The organism is Bradyrhizobium sp. BRP56 (assembly GCF_020194035.1).
Taxonomy (GTDB): Bacteria; Pseudomonadota; Alphaproteobacteria; order Rhizobiales; family Xanthobacteraceae; genus Bradyrhizobium; species Bradyrhizobium australafricanum.
This window is the reverse complement of sequence record NZ_JADYVV010000064.1, coordinates 19,318-35,667: the sequence shown is the minus strand read 5'-3', so window position 1 is coordinate 35,667 and position 16,350 is coordinate 19,318. Positions and strand designations below refer to the sequence as shown.

14 protein-coding genes are annotated in these 16,350 nt (G+C 64.4%); 6 read left to right on the top strand and 8 right to left on the bottom strand.

Features of this window, described 5'->3' with window-relative positions:
• The first annotated feature begins 50 nt into the window (after positions 1-50).
• Complete coding sequence (locus I6F38_RS33510; protein WP_225163411.1) at positions 51-923, top strand: NmrA family NAD(P)-binding protein; 873 nt, start codon at positions 51-53, stop codon at positions 921-923.
• A 123-nt stretch (positions 924-1,046) separates the two neighbouring features.
• Entirely contained in the window at positions 1,047-1,406 is a 360-nt protein-coding gene (locus I6F38_RS33505) for a DoxX family protein (protein ID WP_225163410.1), read from the top strand.
• A 272-nt stretch (positions 1,407-1,678) separates the two neighbouring features.
• Here the strand turns inward: I6F38_RS33505 and boxB are convergent, their stop codons facing one another.
• The 4 genes from boxB to I6F38_RS33485 all read right to left on the bottom strand — a co-directional run bounded on the left by boxB (position 1,679) and on the right by I6F38_RS33485 (position 7,697).
• Entirely contained in the window at positions 1,679-3,130 is a 1,452-nt protein-coding gene (gene boxB / locus I6F38_RS33500) for a benzoyl-CoA 2,3-epoxidase subunit BoxB (RefSeq protein ID WP_225163409.1), read from the bottom strand.
• Positions 3,131-3,303: 173 nt separating this feature from the next.
• Positions 3,304-4,992, bottom strand: a complete 1,689-nt coding sequence (boxC, locus tag I6F38_RS33495) for a 2,3-epoxybenzoyl-CoA dihydrolase (protein ID WP_225163408.1) — start codon at positions 4,990-4,992, stop codon at positions 3,304-3,306.
• A 188-nt stretch (positions 4,993-5,180) separates the two neighbouring features.
• Complete coding sequence (locus I6F38_RS33490; RefSeq protein WP_225163407.1) at positions 5,181-5,990, bottom strand: alpha/beta hydrolase; 810 nt, start codon at positions 5,988-5,990, stop codon at positions 5,181-5,183.
• Between the two features lie 174 nt (positions 5,991-6,164).
• Positions 6,165-7,697, bottom strand: a complete 1,533-nt coding sequence (locus tag I6F38_RS33485; protein WP_225163406.1) for a benzoate-CoA ligase family protein — start codon at positions 7,695-7,697, stop codon at positions 6,165-6,167.
• Between the two features lie 80 nt (positions 7,698-7,777).
• Between I6F38_RS33485 and I6F38_RS33480 the strand changes: the two genes are divergently transcribed.
• On the top strand, positions 7,778-8,770 hold the full coding sequence (locus I6F38_RS33480; protein WP_276573528.1) for a helix-turn-helix transcriptional regulator: 993 nt from the start codon (positions 7,778-7,780) through the stop codon (positions 8,768-8,770).
• Positions 8,771-8,912: 142 nt separating this feature from the next.
• Here I6F38_RS33480 and I6F38_RS33475 read toward each other — a convergent pair whose 3' ends face one another.
• On the bottom strand, positions 8,913-9,698 hold the full coding sequence (locus I6F38_RS33475; RefSeq protein WP_225163405.1) for an IclR family transcriptional regulator C-terminal domain-containing protein: 786 nt from the start codon (positions 9,696-9,698) through the stop codon (positions 8,913-8,915).
• A gap of 124 nt (positions 9,699-9,822) precedes the next feature.
• Between I6F38_RS33475 and I6F38_RS33470 the strand changes: the two genes are divergently transcribed.
• Both I6F38_RS33470 and I6F38_RS33465 read left to right on the top strand, forming a co-directional pair.
• Positions 9,823-11,181 carry an aromatic ring-hydroxylating dioxygenase subunit alpha gene (locus tag I6F38_RS33470; RefSeq protein ID WP_225163404.1) on the top strand — a complete coding sequence of 453 codons (1,359 nt, stop codon included), beginning with the start codon at positions 9,823-9,825 and terminating at the stop codon, positions 11,179-11,181.
• 130 nt (positions 11,182-11,311) lie between these two features.
• Positions 11,312-12,748, top strand: a complete 1,437-nt coding sequence (locus I6F38_RS33465; RefSeq protein ID WP_225163403.1) for a glutamine synthetase family protein — start codon at positions 11,312-11,314, stop codon at positions 12,746-12,748.
• 130 nt (positions 12,749-12,878) lie between these two features.
• On the opposite strand, the gene I6F38_RS33460 is transcribed toward I6F38_RS33465, so the two are convergent.
• Entirely contained in the window at positions 12,879-14,039 is a 1,161-nt protein-coding gene (locus tag I6F38_RS33460) for an enolase C-terminal domain-like protein (protein WP_225163402.1), read from the bottom strand.
• Between the two features lie 60 nt (positions 14,040-14,099).
• Here I6F38_RS33460 and I6F38_RS33455 point away from each other — a divergent pair, with 60 nt between their 5' ends.
• Positions 14,100-14,675 carry a TetR/AcrR family transcriptional regulator gene (locus tag I6F38_RS33455; RefSeq protein ID WP_225163401.1) on the top strand — a complete coding sequence of 192 codons (576 nt, stop codon included), beginning with the start codon at positions 14,100-14,102 and terminating at the stop codon, positions 14,673-14,675.
• Positions 14,676-14,860: 185 nt separating this feature from the next.
• Here I6F38_RS33455 and I6F38_RS33450 read toward each other — a convergent pair whose 3' ends face one another.
• Complete coding sequence (locus tag I6F38_RS33450) at positions 14,861-15,589, bottom strand: ABC transporter ATP-binding protein (RefSeq protein ID WP_225163400.1); 729 nt, start codon at positions 15,587-15,589, stop codon at positions 14,861-14,863.
• Complete coding sequence (locus I6F38_RS33445) at positions 15,582-16,349, bottom strand: ABC transporter ATP-binding protein (protein WP_225163423.1); 768 nt, start codon at positions 16,347-16,349, stop codon at positions 15,582-15,584. Before I6F38_RS33445 ends, I6F38_RS33450 begins: the two co-directional genes overlap by 8 nt.
• Between the last annotated feature and the right edge of the window lies 1 nt (position 16,350).

Sequence of the window (16,350 nt, the reverse complement as noted above, 5' to 3'; positions counted from 1 at the left end):
ATTTGAGACCTACCCTAGAATATAGGCCATTTGGCACCCGGAGAATACGCATGTTTCTAGTCACTGGAGTTACAGGAAAAGTCGGCGGCGCAACGGCCAGGCATCTGTTGGCGCAAGGTAAGAAAGTACGCGCGCTGGTTCGCGACCGCGCGAAGGCGGCAAGCTGGGCGGACCAGGGCGTGGAACTGGTGGACGGCGACTGGAACGACACGGCCGCCATCGAGCGGGCGCTCAAGGGCGTTGACGGCGCGTTTGTGATGTTGCCAGCCGTCTGGGCCCCCTCGCCGGACTTCAAGGAAGCCAGGGGCGTCATCGCGAACTATGTCGAGGCGCTGACCAAGGCCGCGCCGCCGCGGGTCGTCGGGCTCTCGTCGATGGGAGCGAACAGAACCAGCGGGCTGGGGATGATCACGGCCCTGTCGTTGCTGGAGCAAGGCTTTCGCAAACTGACATCGCCGGCCGCCTTCGTGCGCGCCGGCGGATTTTTCGAGAACTTCCTTTACGGCCTTCACGTCGCCCAGGGCGGCACGCTCCCTGTCTACTACAACCCGACCAACCGGAAATCGACCATGGTCGCGACGAACGACATCGGTGCCGAGGTGGCGACGCTGCTGACCGGGCCGCCATGGTCGGGGCATCGCGTCATCGAACTTGGTTCGATGGTCAGCGCGGATGAAGTCGCAGCGCAACTGGGCGATGTCATGCAGCGCGAAGTCACGGCCTTCGCTGTCCCGCGGGCCGAGTGGCCGGCAGCATTCGAGCAGTTCGGCATCCCGAAGGGCCAAACCGGACCGGCTGAAGCGATGTTCGACGCCGTCAACGCGGGTTGGATGGACCTCGGCGTAGCGGGCACGGAGCGCGTCGCCGGCACAACGCTTCCCAGCGATGTCTTCGCGGCAGCCCGGAAGGCCGCCACGGCTTAGGTCCGCGGATCAGCGATGAGATGCGACTTTCGGACTTGTTCCAGAAATTCGCATCTCCTTCGGAATGAATGCGTCGCGGCCGACCGTCTCTCCGCGGCGCCCTAATCAGAAAAGGACCGACAAATGTCAAAGATTTCCTGGCGCGAAGTCCCGGCCTTGGCGCTTGCAGCTTTCTTCGTCGTGGGATCGCTCAGCAACATCTTCGCCCCTGGGTCTATCTACGAAGAATATCTGCGGTGGGGATACCCGTACTGGTTCCATTTCGTAACCGGATCGCTGGAACTCACGACCGCCGTTCTGCTGGCGCGGGCACGGACGCGGCTGTGGGGCTCGGCGCTCGGCTGCACCGTGATGTTGGCAGCGCTCGCGACCGTCACATTCCACGGCGAATACGGGCACGGCGTGGCGCCGCTTGTCGTGGCAACACTATCAATAGTCGTCGGCTGGATTGCCTGGCCGAAGCGGCTCCCCAGTTCGGCATGACTGTCGCCACTGTTGGAGCGACGTGATCTCCGCGCAAACACGTCGCGATTGTCAGGCCGGGAAGCGCTGGCATTTCATCGCGCGTGAGCGAACGCACGTCTCAAAAAAGAAAAGGGGCAAGCCAGGACCTTCTCGGCTTACCCCTTTTCGGCCCCTCCGGGAGGAGAGGAACTGCTAGGTCATGATGCGATCTTGCATCATGACCTAATTTTGCTTGAGCATGATCTCTTCGGAAAACCGCTTCACACTTTTCCGGATCATGCTCGCGCCGATCAGCTCTCGATCCTCACATATTCGAAGTCGCCCGGCTTGTTGTCGATGCCGACCTTGGGCGGCGAGATCCAGGAGGCGAACTGGCCGGGTTCGGTCACCGGCTTCATCAGCGAGGCGATGAAGTCGCCGTCAGCGGCCGACGGCAGCCAGTCGTTCTTGCGCTTGGCCCAGGTGGCGTCGTCGATCAAGAGGCCATCGGGCGTCGCATGGACGTCCTTGAACTCGCCGATCTGGCGGTGGAAGGCGGTGTTCGGTACCTGGAGCTTGTAGTCGATGCCTGATGTCGAGATCACCTTGTTCCAGCGCAGCATGCCCTTGACGCAATCCTGCGTGTAGTCGTCGCGCAGCCGCATATTGAGCGCGGTCAGCGCCGGCTCGTCGACCATCTTGATCTGGCCGTCCACCATCTTCATGACCGGATAGGTCGAGCTCTTGAGCTGGTGGTCGTCGTCGATCGTGGTCTCCTTGTAGCGGCCCTTGATGCCGGCGTTGAAGGCATTGGCCGCGTTGGTCGACACTTCCGAGCCGAACAAATCGAGCGACAGCGAATAGTGCAGGTTCAGCTTCTTCTGGATGGTCGGCAGGTCGATCACGCCAAGCGCGCGGATCTTGGCGATGTCGTTCGGATCGGTGATGCCGGCTTCCTTCATCGCATCGCAGGTGCGCTGCACGACGCGGGTGATGCCGGTCTCGCCGACGAACATGTGGTGGGCTTCCTCGGTCAGCATGAAGCGGCAGGTGCGCGACAGCGGATCGAAGCCCGACTGCGCCAGCGAGTGCAGCTGCATCTTGCCGTCGCGGTCGGTGAAGTAGGTGAACATGAAGAACGACAGCCAATCCGGCGTCGCTTCGTTGAAGGCGCCGAGCATGCGCGGAGAATCCGCGTCGCCCGAGCGGCGGCGCAACAAATCATCCGCCTCCTCGCGGCCGTCGCGGCCGAAATACTTCTGCAGCAGATAAACCATCGCCCAGAGATGGCGGCCTTCCTCGACATTGACCTGGAACAGGTTGCGCATGTCGTAGAGCGACGGCGCGGTCTTGCCGAGATGGCGCTGCTGCTCGACCGAGGCTGGCTCGGTGTCGCCCTGGATCACGATCAGGCGGCGCAGCATGGCGCGATGCTCGCCGGGGACTTCCTGCCAGGCCGGCTTGCCATAGTCCTCGCCGAACGGAATGACGCGGTTCTCTTCCTGCGGCGCGAGCAAGATGCCCCAGCGATATTCGGGCATCCGCACATAGTCGAACTTGGCCCAGCCGCGCGGATCGACCGAATAGGCGGTGCGTAGATAGACCAGCGATTCCTGGAAGCCGTCCGGCCCCATGTCGCTCCACCAGTCCATGTAGCCGGGGTGCCAGCCTTCCAGCGCCTTGAGCACCTGGCGGTCCTCGGCGAGATTCACATTGTTCGGAATCTTGGTCGAGTAATCGACGTTCATAATGTTCATGTTCATGGCAGCCTCCTTTTCATCCTGGCTCGCATCTTGCTCCGCCGTCATCCTGAGGAGCGCGTAGCGCGTCTCGAAGGATGCTTGTCTGGCGGTCTTGCCTCCAATCATCCTTCGAGGCTCGCCCGGCGGCGCAACTGCGCCGCAAGGCTCGCACCTCAGGATGACGGCGAAAATTCCTAAACCCTCGTCATGTCGAATTGCGCCTTCTGGCCGGTGCCGTAGCGGCGCAGTGCGCCGTCCTCACCGACCGCGTTCGGCCGCTGGAAGATCCAGTTCTGCCACGCCGAGAGGCGCGAGAAGATCTTCGATTCCATGGTCTCCGGGCCGACGAAGCGCAGATTGGCTTCCATGCCGGTGAGACCGTCGGGCGAGAACGAGGTGCGTTCCTCGAAGAACACGCGGACCTCGTCGTCCCAGTCGATGTCGTCGAGCGCGAAGGTGACGAGACCGAGTTCCTCGGCCTCCTCCGCGTCGAGCGCCTTGCCGATCGAGCCTTGCGCGCGCTCCAGATCCGACGGATCGGCCTGGAAGCGCGATTGCAGCCGGGTCAGGCCGTGGCTCATCGGATAGGGCCCGAAATTCATCGCCGTCAGCTCGATCGCCGGCGGCGGACGGTTGTCGCCCTGCTTCTGGCCGATCAGCATGTAGGAGCGGTCGGCGGCGAACACGAGCTCGGCCAGCGTGCCGACGAAGCAGGAGCCGGGCTCGACCAGCGTCACCAGCGTGCGCGAGGTGACGTCGATGCGCTTGAGCACGCGCTTCCAGTAGTGCCTGACCTCGTTGACCAGCCAGTGCGTCTTGTTGGCCTCCAGGAACGCGTCATAGGACACGACATTGGCGCGGTCGCCGTGGCTCTTGAACACCAGCATCGCGATCCCGAGCTCGTTGATGCGCAGATGCAGGATCGCGTCATCAAGCTCGCGGGCGACCTGCAGCGGCCAGAACGCAGCGCCCTGCGCGATCATGCCGTCGATGTCGGCGGGCACCGCGGTTTCCGGCGCCTTGATCGAGATGGTGGCGATGCGCGCGGCGCGATCGATGTCGACGCTGACGAAGCCGTAGCGGATGGCGCTGTCGTCGATGGTGCGCGTCAGGGGCACAAGCGCAATGCCTTTGCCGGCGCCGTTGCGCTTCGACTTCGCGGCGAATTCCTTGACGCGCTCGGCCAGCTTGCCCTCGAGCTTGGAGTTCGGCGCGATCTCGTCGACCAGGCGCCAGGAAACGGCGCGCTTGCCCTTGATGCCTTCCTCGATGGTGCAGAAGAAATCGGCATGGTCGCGGCGCACCTTGCGCTTGTCGACGACGCGCGTGAGCCCGCCGGTGCCCGGCAGCACCGCGAGCAGCGGCACTTCGGGGAGTGCGACGGCAGCAGCGCCGTCATCGGCCATCATGATGTGGTCGGTCGCGAGCGCCAGCTCATAGCCGCCGCCGGCCGCGGTGCCGTTGACGACGGTGATGAAGCTCTGCCCGGAATTCTCGCTGGAGTCTTCCAGGCCGTTGCGGGTCTCGTTGGTGAATTTGCAGAAGTTGACCTTGTGGGCGTGGGTCGAGCCCGCCAGCATGCGGATGTTGGCGCCGGCGCAGAACACCCGGTTCTTGCCCGAGCGCATCACCACGACCTTGACCTCGGGATGCTCGAAGCGCAGGCGCTGCACGGCGTCCGCAAGCTCGATGTCGACGCCGAGATCGTAGGAATTCAGCTTGAGCTGGTAGCCCTCGAACAGGCCAGCGTTCTCGTCGACGTCCATGGTCAGCGTCGCGACATCGCCCGCAACGTCGAGCTTCCAGTGCCGGTAGCGCGACGGGTCGGTCTGGAAGTCGATGTACTTCGCCCCGCCTGCAAGGACGCGATCGTCACCAGCCATGGGCCACCCTTATCTGTTGTCTTGCTGTTGTTCGTTTGAAGGTTCGTCGTCGAGGTCTTCATGCACAATAGTGCATGTTTTCGATCTGGTCTAGTTCAAAACGCAAAAACATGCATTTTGTTTCATGTTCACGAAAATCGCTCGCTCGGCCAATGACCTGGCACCGGCAGGTCAGGCCGCCAGCGCCGTCAGGCCGCCAGGGCCGGGTCGTCGCGCAGCGCCGCTTTGGCGAATTTGGCGACCGCCTCGAGCGTCACCGCGGGCGCCTCGCGATGCGGCGAATGGCCGGCACCATCGATGGCCGTGACATCGACCGGGCAGTAGCACTCCTCCTGGGCGATCTCGACCTGGCGCATGGTGCCGTACTGGTCGGCCGCGCCCTGCACGATCAACACCGGCACGCGGATATAGGCGAGATAGTCGGAGATATCCCAGTCGCGGAATGCCGGATCGAGCCAGGCGCCGTTCCAGCCATAGAAGGCGTTGTCGACGTCCTTGTGCCAGCGCGCCAGCTTCTCCTTCAGATTGGCGGTCTCGTACGCCGTCTTGATCTCGGCGATCGACTTCACCGAGATGTCCTCGACGATGAAGTGCGGCGCCAGCAGCGCGAGGCCATGCAGGCGATGATCCTGATGCGCGCCGGCATAGATCGCGGCAATCGACGCGCCGTCGGAATGACCGAGCAGCAAGCCGCGGCGGAAGCCGATCCGGTCGAGCAATTTCGGCAGCACGTCGAGTGCCTCGCGATGCATGTAGTCGACCAGACGCGGCAGCTTCGCCGGCGACGAGGCGCCATAGCCCGCGCGCGAATAGACGAACACGCCGGCGCCGGTCACCGCCTGCAGCTTCTCCGGGAAGTCGCCCCACAGCCCGACCGAGCCGAGGCCTTCGTGCAGCATCACGATGGTCGGCGCCGCGTCCGGCGAGGGACCGATCATGCGGTATTCGAGCTCGGCGCCGTCGATGCTGAGGAAGCCGGAGGGTTTCAAGTTTGTCATGGTAGGCCTTCCTCATCGTCGTCCCGGACAAGCGAAGCGCGATCCGGGACCCATAACCACAGGCGTTAGTTGTTGCGCAAAGCTGTTGAACAGCGTCTCTCGAAACGAAGGCCGCGGCGTATGGGTCCCGGCTCCCGTGCGCAATTGCGCACTAGGCCGGGACGACGCGGGGAGCTAGTGCTCGTGTTCCCGCAACTTAAAGCGCTGGATCTTTCCGGTCGCCGTCTTCGGCAGATTGTCGACCACATCGATCCAGCGCGGATATTTCCACGGGCCGATCTTCTGCTTGACGTGCTCCTTCAGCGCCTCGTGCAGGCCGGCGGCTGAACTGTCGGGCCGCAGCACGACATAAGCCTTCGGCTTGAGCAGGCCTTCCGGATCGGCCTCCGGCACGACCGCCGCCTCCAGCACCGCGGGATGGGTAATCAGCGCGCTCTCGACCTCGAACGGCGACACCCAGATGCCGGAGACCTTGAACATGTCGTCGGCGCGGCCGCAGAAGGTGTAACGGCCGTCGGCATCGCGCGTGTATTTGTCGCCGGTGCGGGTCCAGGCGCCCTCGAAGGTGGCGCGGCTCTTGGCGCGCTGATTCCAGTAGCTCTCGCCGGCCGAGGGCGCATCGACCAGCAGCTCGCCGACCTCGCCGTCCGCGACGTCGGCGCCGATCTCGTTGACCAGCCGCACCTTGTAGCCGGGCACCGGACGGCCGGACGAGCCGTATTTGATGTCGCCGGGCGCGTTCGACAGGAAGATGTGCAACAGCTCGGTCGAGCCGACGCCGTCGAGAATGTCGACGCCAAACCGCGCGCGCCAGGCATTGCCGACCGATTCCGGCAGCGCCTCGCCGGCCGAGGTGCAAACGCGCAAACGGTTGCCGCCGGACTGCGCCTTGGTCGCCTCGTCGTTCAGCATCGCCGCGAACAGGGTCGGCACGCCGAAGAAGATGCTGGGGTGATATTTGTTCATCAGCGCGAACATCACCGCCGGCGTCGGCCGCTCGGAGTTCAACACCGTGGTGGCGCCGACCGACATCGGGAACGTCAGCGCGTTGCCGAGCCCGTAGGCGAAGAACAGCTTTGCCGCCGACAGGCCGACATCATCCTCGCGGATCCCGAGCACCTGCTTGGCGTAGGTCTCCGCGGTCGCCGGGAGATTGGAATGCAGATGACGCACGCCCTTCGGCATGCCGGTCGAGCCCGACGAATAGAGCCAGAATGCCGGCTCGTCGGCATGGGTCGGCGCGGTGGCGAACACGTCGCTCTCGCGTGCGATCTCATCGGACAGCATCTTGTGGCCGTGCGCGTCCTTGCCGGAGACCACGACATGCTCGAGGTCGGGCATCCGCGCAATGATGTCCTTCACGACCGGCAGCAGCGCTTCCGACACGAACAACACGCGGGCGCGGCAATCACCGAGGATGTAGGCATACTGCTCCGCGGTCAGCAGCGTGTTGAGCGGCACCGGCACCACGCCGGCGCGGATCGCGCCGAGGAACACGATCGGAAAGTCGACCGTGTCCAGCATGATCATGGCGACCCGCTCCTCGCGGCGGACGCCGAGCCGGCGCAGCATGTTGCCGACGCGGCGGGTCTGCTGCTGCAACTGGCCATAGGTGATTTGCGACACCGTATCGTCGAACACGACCTTGTCGCCGCGGCCTTCATCGACGTTGCGGTCGAGCAGCCAGGAGACCGCGTTGTAAGTCATGCTCCGCTCCTCGGACCCGGACGTGCCACGCTTCCCTCTCCTGTGAATTTAAGAATTATAATTCATACAAAGCCACCACGTTGGCTTGCTGTCAATCCTTATCGGCACTATGTTTCCTAGAACCTCGGTCTGATTCAGTCAGCACCGCGCGTCGCACAGGGATCATGACCGCAGCCAACGACCCGGAAACCGACTTCCTTGAGCAGCTCGGCCAGCGCGTGCGCACGATGCGCGCCCTGCGCGGCATGTCGCGCAAGGTGCTCGCCAAGGTTTCCGGCATTTCCGAACGCTACATCGCCCAGCTCGAAAGCGGCAAAGGCAATGTCTCGATCGTGCTGCTGCGCCGTGTCGCAGGCGCAATGGGTGCGCATCTCGAGGACCTGATCCCCTCCAGCGAGCCGGTGCCGGACTGGGCCGTGATCCGCGATCTCTTGCGCAAGGCGTCGCCGAACCAGATCGCGCAGGCCAAGGACATGCTCGCCGGCAGCAGCCCGCTGGCGCCGCGCCGCGCCTCGTTCTCCGGGATCGCGCTGATCGGCCTGCGCGGCGCCGGCAAGACCACGCTCGGCCGGATGCTGGCGAAGAAGATCGGCTGGAGCTTCGTCGAGCTCAACAAGGAGATCGAGGCACAGAACGGCCTCTCGGTCGCCGAGATCATCGCGCTGTACGGCCAGGAAGGCTTCCGCCGCATGGAGCAGGCCGCGCTGACGCAGCTGTTGGCGCGGAAGGAATTGATGGTGCTGGCGACCGGCGGCGGCATCGTCTCCGAGGCGCTGACCTTCGATTTGATCCTGTCGTCGTTCTACACGATCTGGCTGAAGGCCGAGCCGGAAGAGCACATGGCCCGCGTCCGCCGCCAGGGCGATCTGCGCCCGATGGCCGACGACCGCTCGGCGATGGCGGAATTACGCAACATCCTGGTCAGCCGCGAGCCGCTCTATGCCCGCGCATCGGCGGTGGTCGACACCGCCGGCCTCTCGGTCGACGCCGCCGCCGCGCGGCTGATCGATTCCGTGCGGCCGGTGCTGCAGAACGAAGCGCGCAGCTTCGGCCTGCGCAGCGTGGCGCTGTAATCTCACAGCACAAAGAGAAACACTATCCCCGTCATTGCGAGCGAAGCGAAGCAATCCATCTCTCCGCGCGCGTGGATGCATGGATTGCTTCGTCGCTATCGCTCCTCGCAATGACGAAAATCGTCAGCGAAGTTGGACTACCTTAGAGCAGCCGGCTCTTCACATCATCAGCCCCTTCCCGTAGCAGCGGCAGGAAGCGATCGATCAATTCCTGCATCGGCACGCGATCGACATGCGCGCCCATGTTGATCGCGGCGACGATGGTGCCGTCGTAGCGGTGCACCGGCACCGAGATGGAGCGGAAATGCGGCTCGGCCTCGCGATCGACGAGGGAATAGCCCTGCGCACGATCGGCGATGATGGTGGCGAGCAGCTTCTTCGGATCGGTGACGGTCTGCGCCGTCACCGGATCGCGGCGCATCGTCTTCAGCCGCGCCGCGAGCTCGGCATCAGTGAGCCGGCCGAGCATGGCGCGGCCGACCGAGGTGCAGAACGCCGGCAGCCGGTAGCCGATGTCGAGACCGGCGGAGAACACCCGGGTCGGGCTCGAGCGCGCGACGAACACGACGTCGTCGCCGTCGAGCAGTGCGAGCGAGGCAATCTCCTGCGCTGCCGTCGCGATGCGATCGAGCACCGGCTGCAGCACCGTCACCACCTGGTTGGATTGCAGGAACGAGCCCGCCAGCGTCAGCACATGCGGCGTCAGCGTGAATAGCTTGCCGTCGGTGGCAACGAAGCCGCCATGCGCGAGCGTGAACAGGATGCGGCGCGCGGTGGCGCGCGGCAGATCGGCGGCGCGCGCCAGATCGCTCAGCGTCGCCGGGCCGGACACGGTGCCGAACACCTGCAGCAGGCGCAGGCCGCGATCGAGCGCCTCGACGAAGTCGGTGGCGCGCTCGTCCTGGTCGGTCCGCTTCAGCTTGGGCATGGCGTTTTAGGTTGGGTTGCGGCTTTGAACGGTTCAAAAATTGCGCTTGCTGTCCGAAACAGACATGGCATAATTCGCACATTCGTTCAATAGGCGAACAAATCCAAATCCGGGAGACGCCGCCATGATGAGCCAGGAAGCGAACGATCTGATCGCCCGCACCGGCCGCAAGGACCCGTGCGGCAAGCTGATGCGGAGTTACTGGCAGCCCGCGGCGCTGGTCGACGAGCTGGAAGGACCGCGCCCGGTTCGGCCGGTGCGGCTGCTCGGCGAGAACCTGGTGCTGTTTCGCGGCGAGGACGGAAGCTACGGGCTGATCGACCGCCACTGCGCACATCGCGGCGCCGATCTCGCCTTCGGCCGGCTGGAGAATGGCGGGCTGCGCTGCGCCTTCCACGGCTGGCTGTTCGACACGTCAGGCCAGTGCATCGAGACGCCGGCGGAGCCGGCCGGCTCGCAGCTGTGCAAGGGCATCAGGCAGCGCTCCTATCCCGTGGTCGAGAAGAGCGGCATCCTGTGGGCCTGGCTCGGTGAAGGCGCCGCGCCCGCCTTTCCGGAGCTCGACTGCTTCGTTGCACCCGGAAGCCATACGTTTGCGTTCAAGGGCCACATGAACTGCAACTGGCTGCAGGCGCTCGAGGTCGGCATCGATCCGGCGCACGCCTCCTTTCTGCATCGCTTCTTCGAGGACGAGGACACCTCGGCGGCTTACGGCAAGCAGTTCCGTGGCGCCTCGGCCGGCAGCGACATGCCGATGACCAAGATCCTGCGCGAACATGATCGCCCCATCATCAATGTCGAGCACACCGAATACGGTCTGCGCCTGATCGCGCTGCGCGAGCTCGACGACGAGCGCACTCATGTGCGCGTCACCAACCAGCTATTCCCGCACGGCTTCGTCATTCCAATGTCGACCGAGATGACGATCACGCAGTGGCACGTGCCGGTCGACGACGAGAATTGCTACTGGTATGCGATCTTCACCAGCTACGCGGCGCCGGTCGACAAGCAGAAGATGCGCGACCAGCGGCTCGAGCTCTATACGCTGCCCGACTACAAGTCGCGCAAGAACAAGAGCAACGATTACGGCTTCGATCCGCACGAGCAGGCGACCGAGACCTATACCGGCATGGGCACCGACATCAACGTGCACGACCAGTGGGCGGTGGAATCGATGGGGGCGATCCAGGACCGCACCAACGAGCATCTCGGCCAGAGCGACAAGGCGATCGTGCAGTACCGCCGCCTGCTGCGGCAGGAGATCGAGAAGGTGGAGGGCGGGCAGACACCGATGCTGTTCCTCGACGACGCCTCCGCGCGCAGTATCCAGGGCCCGGCCACGATGGACGGCATCGGCCCGACCCAGGGCTGGGAGCTCTACTGGATGGAAGTCGACGTCAAGCGCCGCCGCGGCGCACCATGGGCAGCTCCCGTGCCGCGCGAGATCGCCGGCAAGGTGCATCATCTGACGGCGGCGGAATAATCATGCGCCCAATACTTGTCGTCATTGCGAGGAGCGAAGCGACGAAGCAATCCATGCTTCCGTATATTCGGCCCGATGGATTGCTTCGCTTCGCTCGCAATGACGAGTGCCGAGACGGAGGAGTAACGCCTTGAGCTTCGTCGAGCGTCACGGCCTGTGGTCGGATGAGCAGAAGGAGGCAGCACAACGCCTCCGCCGCATCGTCGAGGAGAAGAACCTCGAAGTCATCCGCCTGTCGTTCCCCGACCAGCACGGCATCCTGCGCGGCAAGACGCTGATCGCCGGCGAAGCGGTGCGCTCGCTGGAGGGCGGCTGCTCCATCACCACGACGATGCTCGCCAAGGACACCTCGCACAAGACGGTGTTTCCGGTGTTCACATCAGGCGGCGGCTTCGGCATGAAGGAGATGGAGGGCGCGGCCGACGTGCTGATGGTCGCAGATCCCACCACGTTCCGCGTGCTGCCCTGGGCGCAAAACACCGGCTGGCTGCTCTGCGACCTCCATTTCAGCGACGGACGGCCGGTGCCGTTCGCGACCCGCAACCTCCATCGCAAGGTGCTCGATCAGCTCGCAGGCCGCGGCTACGATTTCGTCGCCGGCCTCGAGGTCGAATTCCATCTGTTCAAGCTCGACGACGCCCACATGGCGCCGGAGGATGCCGGCCAGCCCGGACGGCCGCCGTCGGTCAGCCTGCTGTCGCACGGCTATCAGTACCTCACCGAGCAGCGCTACGACCTGATGGAGCCGGCGCTCGAGATCATCCGCCGCGACATCATCGCGCTCGACCTGCCGTTGCGCTCGGTCGAGGTCGAATTCGGCCCGAGCCAGTGCGAATTCACCTTCGCGCCGACCGTGGGGCTGGCGCCGGCCGACACCATGGTGCTGTTTCGTTCGGCGGTGAAGCAGATCGCGCGCCGCCACGGCTATCACGCGACCTTCATGTGCCGGCCGAAGCTGCCGAACGTGTTCGCGAGCGGCTGGCACCTGCACCAGTCGCTGGTGTCGCGCGCCAATGGCGAGAACGCCTTCATGGCCAGGGAGACCGGCGAGCCGCTCAGCGCGCTCGGTCGCGCCTGGCTCGCCGGCCTGATCGAGCACGCCCGGGCCTCGACCGTGTTCACGACGCCGACCATCAACGGCTACAAGCGCTACCGCTCCTATTCGCTGGCGCCGGACCGCGCGATCTGGGGCCGCGACAACCGCGGCGTGATGATCCGCGTGCTCGGCGGCGCCAGCGATCCGGCAACCCGGCTGGAGAACCGGATCGGCGAACCCGCCGCCAATCCCTATCTCTACATGGCAAGCCAGATCCTCTCCGGCCTCGACGGCGTCGACCGCAAGCTCGATCCCGGCCCGTCGGCCGACACGCCCTACGAGGCCAAGGCCGCGCTTTTGCCGAAGTCGCTGCGCGAGGCCGTGTTCGCGCTCAACGACGATCCGTTCTTCCGCCAGGCGCTCGGGCCGGAGTTCGTGGACTATTACGTCTTCATCAAGAATGCGGAGATCGAACGCTTCCAGGCCGAGGTGTCCGACTGGGAGCACCGCGAATATTTCGAGATGTTTTGACGGAAGCGTCGGCGCAGGCGTTCCGCCGCTCTAGGGCATGATCCGGAAAAGTGTGAAGCGGTTTTCCGAAAAGATCATGCTCAAACAAGAGCTAAAGCGCGATGACGATTCAACCCAATCTCATCGCGCTTTAGACGCTTGCAAGGTGAGCCGCAACGGCCGCTTCGTTCCATTCCAAGCCGACACCCGGCGTGTCGGGAATATGCAAGAGACCATCCTTGATTTCATATGGCCGTTCGAGAATCGGATCGGCCCAGTCCTGCCATTCCAACCAGTGAGCGGTCTCCGTTGCGCGCATGACGTGAGCGGCGACTTCCGGATAAAGATGCGTTGAGATGGGAATGCCCGCGGCGCCGGCGATCGCAGCCGCGCGCATCCAGCCCGTCACTCCGCCGATGCGCATGAAATCCGGCATCACCAGGTCGCAAGCCTTTTTCGCGATCGCCTTATGCATCTCCCTCGGACCATAGAAGTTCTCGCCGATCTGGATCGGCGTCTTCAGCTCCGCCGCCAGTTGGGCGTGTCCGTCGAGATTGTCATAGACGACAGGCTCTTCGATCCAGTCGAGGCCATAATCATCGATCGCATGGCACCGCTCGATGGCTTCGGCGAGATTTAGCCCCTGGTTGTAGTCCACCATCAAATGCATCCGATCCCCGACTGCTTTTCGAACGGCGTCGAGGGTCGTCAGATCCTCGCGCGGATCGCTTCTGCCGAGGCGCAATTTCAGAGCTGAGAACCCTCCTTCGTCGCGCAATTCCAAAGCCTCGGCCGCGACGGCGGCCGGCTCCTTCAGCCAAAGGCCGTTGCTATTGTAGGATCTCACGGCGCCGACCGTCGCCCCCAACAGCACGCACAGCGGCTTGTTTGCGGCTTTCGCCAACGCGTCCCACGCGGCCATGTCGAGGCCCGACGCGGCGATCATGGACAATCCCTCATAGCCGACGAAGTGAAGCGATTTACGCGCCGCCTCGAACAGCTCGACAGGCGCCACGCTCCGACCTCTGAGCAATTCGCCGAGATCAAGCAACGCCGGAACCAGATATCGCAGCGATTTCACGATGTAAGGCTCGAGATAGCTTCGCCCGACAATGCCCTCCTCCGTCACCAGATCGACGAGGACGAGCGGCCACTCCGATATCGTGACAATGCGCGCGACCACGGGCCGCTTCAGCTTCAGCACCACCGGACGAGCTTTGATTTCTCTGAGCGTCAATGAATCGGGCATGGCAATGGCTTTCGCAGCGCGAGGAAGCTGACTGGCGCGGGCCGAAAAATCCCGGAAAGCCATTCCAATTGGTTTTTCTACCGATGTAAATTCACTACCCGGTATATTTAAGAGGGTGACTGCATGGCGCGATCTGCGGAACCGACCCGGCGGCGCATCCTTGCTGCCGCATACGTGCTGTTTCGCCAGCGCGGATACAGCCGCGTCAGCATGGACGAAATCGCATCGGCGACGAGGGTTACGAAGCGCACGCTCTACAATCATTTTCAAAGCAAGGATCAGCTGCTCGCCTTCGTGCTTGAAGCCCAGAACGAACTGGCCCTGGCCGCGTTCGCGACGTTCGGCGACAAGCTGTCCGGCTCGCCGGCGGCGATCATCGACGGCCTGTTCCGCGACCTCGCGGTCTGGGCGGACAGGCCGCGATGGGCCGGCTCGGGATTCACCAGGCTGGTCATCGAGCTGGCCGATCTTCCGGGCCATCCCGCACGCGCGATTGCGCGCCGGCACAAGGCCTTGCTCGAAACCCATCTCGGCGACTTGCTGAAGCGGGCCGGTGTCCGCGAGGCTGACCGCCGCGCACGCGAGATCTGGCTGCTATCCGAGGGCGCGATCTCCCTGATGCTGGTGCATGGCGATCGCGCCTATGCCGCAGCAGCGGCCGACGCAGCGAAACGACTGCTGCGAGGCTCTTCACGGTAAGCCGCGGCAGCCCGCCTCTCTGATCCGTCATCCTGAGGAGCGCCAACGGGTCCGCGCGAAGCGCGGCCCGATGACAGGCTCCGCGCGTCTCGAAGGATGCACGGCCACCAGCCGGGCCATCGATCCTTCGAGACGCCTGCTACGCAGGCTCCTCAGGATGACGGCGATACGGCAATGCTTGCTGCTCAAATCCCGAGATACTTGTGCTGCAGATCCGGCTCGGCGATCAGCTCCCCGCTGGTGCCGCTCCACACGGTGCGGCCGCGCTCGATGATGTAATGGCGGTCGGCGATGCGGGCGAGGTTTCCGACGTTCTTGTCGATCACCAGCACCGACTGCCCGCGTCCCTTCAGCATCGACAGGCAGCTCCAGATCTCGTCGCGGATCAAGGGCGCAAGACCCTCGGTCGCCTCGTCGAGAATCAGCAATTTCGGATTGGTCATCAGCGCGCGGCCGATCGCGAGCATCTGCTGCTCGCCGCCGGACAGCGTGACGCCCATATTGCCCGAGCGTTCGGCGAGCCGCGGGAACAGCGCATGGATCTTGTCGATGGTCCACGGATCGGAGGCACTGAAGCGATTGCCCGACGCGGCGACGAGATTTTCGCGCACCGTGAGGTTGGGGAAGATCTGGCGGCCTTCCGGCACCAGGCCGATGCCGAGCTTTGCGATCTTGTAGGACGGCAGGCCGCGCACCGCCTCGCCGGCGAAGCGGATGGCGCCTGACCGCGCCGGCGTCAGGCCCATGATCGAGCGGATCGTCGTGGTCTTGCCCATGCCGTTGCGGCCCATCAGCGCGACCATCTCGCCCGACTTGATCTGGAGCGACAGGCCGAACAGCACCTGGCTCAGCCCGTAGCAGGTCTCGATGCCATCCACTTCAAGCAAGGTTTCAGTCATCTTGGTCTCAGCCATGGCGCGTCACCGCATGCTGTTCGCCGAGATAGGCGCGCTTGACCTCGTCGTGCTTGCGGATCGCATCCGGCACGTCGCAGGCGATGACACGGCCATAGACCAGCACCGTAATGCGGTCGGCCAGCGCGAACACCGCCTCCATGTCGTGCTCGACCAGCACGATGGTGACTTCCTTGCGCAGCTCCTTCAGCAGCGCGACCATCCGCGCCGATTCGGTGACGCCGAGCCCGGCCATCGGCTCGTCCAGCAGCAACAGCTGCGGCCTGGTGGCGAGCGCGACCGCGAGCTCGAGCTCGCGCTGCTCGCCATGGCTCAACTGCGACACCACGATATCGGCGCGCGTGCCGAGGCCGACGCGCTCGAGCGCCGCGCGCGCGGATTCGCGCAGATGCCGCTCCTTGCGCGCATTGCCCCAGAAGCGGAACGAGTGGCCGTCATGCGCCTGGGCCGCCAGCGCGACATTGTCGATCGCGGAAAAATCCTTCAGCAGCGAGGTGATCTGGAACGAGCGCGCCAGCCCGAGGCGGCTGCGCTTGTAGGACGGCAGGTTTGTCACGTCGCGGCCGGCGAAGCGGATGGTGCCGGAGTTCGGCATCACCTGCCCGGTGAGCTGGCTGATCAGCGTGGTCTTGCCGGCGCCGTTGGGGCCAATGATGGCGTGCAATTCGCCTGGCACCACCTCCATCGAGAGGTTGTCGGTCGCGGTGATGCCGCCGAAGCGGCGGACCAGATTGTCGACGCGGAGCAAGGGATCAGGCAAG

Coding starts and splice junctions, on each gene's coding strand:
- I6F38_RS33490 (WP_225163407.1), bottom strand. CDS start 5,990: ATGACAAACTTGAAACCCTCCGGCTTCCTCAGCATCGACGGCGCCGAG.
- I6F38_RS33470 (WP_225163404.1), top strand. CDS start 9,823: ATGATGAGCCAGGAAGCGAACGATCTGATCGCCCGCACCGGCCGCAAG.
- I6F38_RS33475 (WP_225163405.1), bottom strand. CDS start 9,698: ATGCCCAAGCTGAAGCGGACCGACCAGGACGAGCGCGCCACCGACTTC.
- I6F38_RS33510 (WP_225163411.1), top strand. CDS start 51: ATGTTTCTAGTCACTGGAGTTACAGGAAAAGTCGGCGGCGCAACGGCC.
- I6F38_RS33485 (WP_225163406.1), bottom strand. CDS start 7,697: ATGACTTACAACGCGGTCTCCTGGCTGCTCGACCGCAACGTCGATGAA.
- I6F38_RS33450 (WP_225163400.1), bottom strand. CDS start 15,589: ATGGCTGAGACCAAGATGACTGAAACCTTGCTTGAAGTGGATGGCATC.
- I6F38_RS33460 (WP_225163402.1), bottom strand. CDS start 14,039: ATGGCTTTCCGGGATTTTTCGGCCCGCGCCAGTCAGCTTCCTCGCGCT.
- boxB (WP_225163409.1), bottom strand. CDS start 3,130: ATGAACATGAACATTATGAACGTCGATTACTCGACCAAGATTCCGAAC.
- I6F38_RS33455 (WP_225163401.1), top strand. CDS start 14,100: ATGGCGCGATCTGCGGAACCGACCCGGCGGCGCATCCTTGCTGCCGCA.
- I6F38_RS33505 (WP_225163410.1), top strand. CDS start 1,047: ATGTCAAAGATTTCCTGGCGCGAAGTCCCGGCCTTGGCGCTTGCAGCT.
- boxC (WP_225163408.1), bottom strand. CDS start 4,992: ATGGCTGGTGACGATCGCGTCCTTGCAGGCGGGGCGAAGTACATCGAC.